Consider the following 4,238-nt stretch of genomic DNA (forward strand, 5'->3'; position numbering starts at 1 on the left):
CCGCTCCCGCAAAAGGGCAAAGTGGACGACTTTTACGCCGCCCGCAGCAACACTTCGTCGCCGCTACCGTGGTCTAATTTTGCACCGCCGTTCTCACCAGGGATTGTTGGCGCTTTCATGATCGTCCCAGCACGCGAGGAAGGTGTGCGCCGCGTGCATGGCCTGCGCGCCCGCATCGGTCTTGTACTGTGCATGGCGACGGCGATAGTCTGAAAGGCTCACGATCTCATGCGCGGGGTCATGGCGACGGCCTATCGTGCTGGCCACATCGTCGCCCCAACCGTCATGGCCGTATTCGTAGATATAATCGCCGGTGTGCAGCACGAAATCCACCGAGGGATCATGCGCAATCGTCTCGTAGGCGTTGAAATAGCCAAAGGCGTAGTTGGAGCAGGATGCCAGCGCGATCCCCAGCCTGTCGAGGCGGCCGGTGGGCAGAGTGCGGGCGCGACCCGTCGGCGAGATCGCGGTGCCTAGCTTGAAACGGTAGTAATAGGCTTGGCCCGGTGCAAGGCCGTGTGCCAGCCATTTGACGGTGTGGTCGCTGTCCGGCCCGGTCGGGAGTTCGGCCCGGGCCATGATGGTGGCAAAGTCGGGGTCGCCGGCGATTTCGCCTACCAGCGTCACGCCCCCTGTCGCCGTTACCCGCGTCCATAGCACGATGCTGGTCGCGTCCGGATCACCGCTCGCCACACCATGGAGGAACGGCCCGCTCGTGTCGGCCTGAACAATGCCTGGGAGCGACAGGGCCGCCGTTCCGGCCATCACCCCGCCGATTGCAGTGCGGCGCGAGACGGGCGGGCAGAGCGGGTCGGTGTTCAAGCGGTCACCTTTGGCAGGAAAGAAAAGCCAGAGCCGGCCGAGACACGCCCGGCCGGCCTCCGTTGATCGTCAGAAGTCCTTGCGCAGGGTCACGAAGAACTGCTGCGGCGCCCCAGCGAGCAAAGTCTGGTTATCGCCCGCAAAGCCGAAGCCGTTCGAGCCGATGGTGCCAACATATTCCTCATCGAACAGGTTGGTCACTGTCCCTTCGATGGCCAGGCCATCAAGGAACCGGTTGTCGCTGTTCAGGCGGACACCGATCAGCGCATCGACCAGCACGCGCCCATCGACCGAGCGGTCGTTCGAGTAGGTAAAGAAGCGCTGCGAGGTGTAGTTGCCGTTGGCGCGGGCGTAGAAGGTGCCGTTGTCATAGGCGACTTCAAGGTTGGCGATGCTTTCCGGGCTGTCGACCACGGTGCGGCCCTTGATCGCCTGCACCACCACGCCCGACTGATTGATGATGTCGTTGCGGTAGGTGTTGTCGTTGTAGGCGTAGCTCGCATTGATGGTGAAGTCGGAGACCGGCCGCCATTGCAGACCGATTTCCGCCCCGACCGAACGCACATCGCCCACGTTGGAGAGCAGCGCAGCGTTGCCGACGATGCCCGGACCCTGCGGGACGGCGAGCAGGCGGTTCGAGAAGTTGACGAGATAACCTGCGACAACCCCGGTCAACTGGCCCTCGCCAAAGCGGATACCGACTTCGTAGGTGTCGGTCTGTTCCGGCTGGATCCGGTCACGCAGCGCGGCAAAACCGGCGGCCGAGGTCGCGAAAGGCCCCGTGGTCGCCGCCGCGGTGAAGGCGCGCTGATTCTGCGTAAAGCTGGCGAACAGCTCATTGCCGCCGCCAAGGGTATAGAGCAAGCCGACCTGCGGCAGGAACAGGTCTTCCGCCTTGATCTCGCCCAGCGCGAGCGGGCCGGGCACAGGGTTGATCGCGGTCGCCTCGAGCTTCACCGACTGGCCCTTGAACCCGGCGGTAACGGTCAGCGCATCTGTCACGGCCCATTCGTCCTGCACCGCGTACTGGAAGGTCTTGGTGCTGTAGGCGTTGTTCCACTGGGTGAAGAACGGGTTCGACTGGTAGTCGAGCGCGTTGCGGCCCGGCACGGTCAGGCTCGCGCCCATGTCGTAGAAACGGCGTGCCTGTTCGAAGTCGTTGTTCTCGTACCACAGATTGACCTTCACGGTGTGCGGCCCGGTCTCGACATTGAGATCAGCCAGCACGCCGAAGCGTTCAATGCTGTATTCGGTGGTGCGGAAGCTGATCGGCAGGCCACCGCTGGGGCTGGCGCGATAGGGCGTGATCCACGAACCTTGGCCTTTGTTGGTGTGGTAATAGGCCTGGATGCCGGCACTGGTATTGTCGCCGAACTGCTGTTCGATCCGTCCGCTGGCAAGCCAGTCGCGGCGCAGGCCGGCGGCGTCGAAATAGGCATCGTCGACCGAGGTGATCGGGGCGGGGTAGGTGGTGCCGAAGGTGTTCGGCCCGACCACCACGCCAGTGTCGCCGCGGTTGGCGCCGATAAAGGCGAGGCGCACCGCCAGCGGCCAGTCGTTCGACACGTTATCCCAGTTGTATCCGAGACGATTGATCATCTCGAGGCTGAGATCCTGATAGTCGCTTTCCTTGCGGTCGGAGAAGTTGACGAATGCGGTGAAGGTGGTCTCGGGGCTGAACTCTGCAACGAGCTTGGCGTTGACCTGGGTCGAACGCTGCGAGCCGAAGCCCTTCCACTTGTCGGCATCGATATGCGAGGCGCTGATATAGGCCTTCACCCCGCCGAGATCCCCGGTGTCGAGCGTACCGTAGGCGCGGAAGGTGTTGCTGTCGCCGTAGGTGACGTTGCCGGCGATGCCGAGCTCGCTCTGCGGATCGCGGCTAAAAAATTCGATCGTACCGCCAAGGTTCGAGGTCGACGCGGTACCGAGCGCACCTGCGCCCTGGCTCACGCGGGTCTGCCCGATATTGTCGGCGATGATCGCACGGCTGATGTGCAGGCCGTTGGTGTTGCCATAGCTCATATCGCCAAGCGGCACGCCATCAAGCGTGAAGCCGAGCTGGTTCTGGTTGAAGCCACGCAGGGTGATGCGGGTCGACCATTCATAGGTGCCGAACGGATCGGCCGACTGGAAGTTGACGCCCGGCAATTTGCGCAGAGCGATAAACGGGCTCGAGCCTGCGGTGGTAAGCTGGATATCGGCTGCACCGATTTCGGTCACCTGACGCACTTCGCCCTTGCCGTAGACCAAAATCTCGCCGCCATCGGTCGTCTCGTCGGCTGCCGCGTCGGCCGCGACGTCATCAGTTTCTGCATTGGCCGCGAAGGCGGTGACCGGAATCGCTAGGAAGAGCAACGCGGTGCCGGAAAGGAATGCGTGACGCAGCTTAGTCGATTTCATTACTAGTGCCCCTGCTTGTGGGTTGGCGACGCAGGGGCGAATAGGATCGCATTGTTACGAGCCCGCCAAACTAGGGTGTCAGAACGAAGTAGCTGCGATGACAGCCCGAAGACGTTGCATCCGCGACACGTCTAGAGCTGTATCAACGCGAGCATCCCAGCTTGTTCAATTGGCTCAACGTGTCGCAGCGCGCCTGAGTGCTCCCCAATCTACAAAGGACGGCTGCCAGATGACTGTTTCATCCCAGTGGAGTTAGATCGGCTCCTCGCAGGCAGCGAGGAGCCGATTGTTCAAATCTCCGTGTTCTCGGCAAGGGCAAGCGCGTCCTAGACGTCGATCCCGAGATAGCGCACGGTATTCTCGATCTTGCTATGACCGAGAAGGATCTGGACCGCACGCAGATTGCCGGTCGCCCTATATATGATCGATGCCTTGGTTCGCCGAAGAGAGTGGGTGCCATATTCTGATCGAAGCAAGCCAATCCCGGTTACCCATTCATCGACGAGCCGGGCATATTGACGTGTGCTAATGTGGCCGTTGCGATCAACGCGGCTAGGGAAGACATAATCGTCTACAGTGCCACCACGGCGTTCAAGCCACGCCAGTAGACTGGCTCGAGCGTCTGGCAGGAGTTCGAACTGCACCGGACGATTTGTCTTTTGCTGCATCACAATAGCGCGTGTTCTGAGTAGACCACCATTAACGATGTCGCCGATCTTCATTCGAACAAGATCGCAGCCACGTAGCTTGCTGTCGATCGCGAGGTCGAACAATGCGCGATCACGCACGCGGCGTCGTTCATTGAGAAAAAAGCGGATCTCCCAAATCTGTTTCGGCTTTAGTGCGCGCTTTGCGCCGACGCTTCGTCCGGCGTTCCAGACCGGACGCTTGGCGGCAGCCATTTCTGTTTCAGGCGTGGTCGCGTCCCGGCAGGTGGTGTAGGTTATGAGGGTAGCGCTGCTGGCCGGACGCGCGCTTTCGATATTGCGCTGTAGCGTCCGGCCAGCAGCGCG

3 protein-coding genes are annotated in these 4,238 nt (G+C 61.6%); all 3 read right to left on the minus strand.

Features of this window, described 5'->3' with window-relative positions; genetic code table 11:
* Positions 1-93 precede the first annotated feature (93 nt).
* Positions 94-822 (minus strand): alkaline phosphatase D family protein, encoded by a 729-nt coding sequence (locus C0V72_RS15780; protein WP_233999991.1) that lies wholly within the window; start codon positions 820-822, stop codon positions 94-96.
* 69 nt (positions 823-891) lie between these two features.
* Complete coding sequence (locus C0V72_RS15785; RefSeq protein ID WP_233999992.1) at positions 892-3,225, minus strand: TonB-dependent receptor; 2,334 nt, start codon at positions 3,223-3,225, stop codon at positions 892-894.
* Between the two features lie 326 nt (positions 3,226-3,551).
* Complete coding sequence (locus C0V72_RS15790) at positions 3,552-4,127, minus strand: tyrosine-type recombinase/integrase (protein ID WP_101795080.1); 576 nt, start codon at positions 4,125-4,127, stop codon at positions 3,552-3,554.
* Positions 4,128-4,238 lie beyond the last annotated feature (111 nt).

The organism is Porphyrobacter sp. TH134, assembly GCF_002855495.1.
GTDB lineage: Bacteria > Pseudomonadota > Alphaproteobacteria > Sphingomonadales > Sphingomonadaceae > Erythrobacter.

What these genes read in the sequence shown, in the direction of transcription:
- C0V72_RS15785 (WP_233999992.1), bottom strand. Translation starts at nt 3,225, where the DNA reads ATGAAATCGACTAAGCTGCGTCACGCATTCCTTTCCGGCACCGCGTTG.
- C0V72_RS15790 (WP_101795080.1), bottom strand. Translation starts at nt 4,127, where the DNA reads ATGGCTGCCGCCAAGCGTCCGGTCTGGAACGCCGGACGAAGCGTCGGC.